Here is a 250-nt window from a genome sequence, read left to right as displayed (position 1 = left end):
GATCAGCCAGTTGGAGCGGACCGTGGCGCAGCTGCGCGCCGAGCTGGAAGCCCGGCAGGCGCAGACGGCTGCGGAGCCGCAGGCGGTCCCGAGCAGCGCTGCCGCGGCGGCCGACCTGCCGGCCTCGCGGCCCACGGCCTCAACCCCAAGGACGGCGGCGGCGCCGCACGCGAGCCCCTACCGGGACCCGCAGATCTGGCTGATGACCTTCGCGCTGAGCCTGCTGGCAGGGTCGGCGGCCTTCTTCGGC

Annotated in this window: 1 protein-coding gene; it reads left to right on the top strand. The window is 76.0% G+C overall.

The genetic code is table 11. The annotated features are described in order from the left end of the window. On the top strand, positions 1–250 hold a 250-nt coding region (locus tag ACNEUN_RS06360), incomplete at both ends, for a hypothetical protein (protein WP_463631606.1).

This window comes from Gardnerella sp. C0684A1 (genome assembly GCF_055326835.1).
The sequence above is the reverse complement of the archived record's forward strand: the minus strand, read 5'-3'. Positions and strand labels throughout refer to the sequence as shown.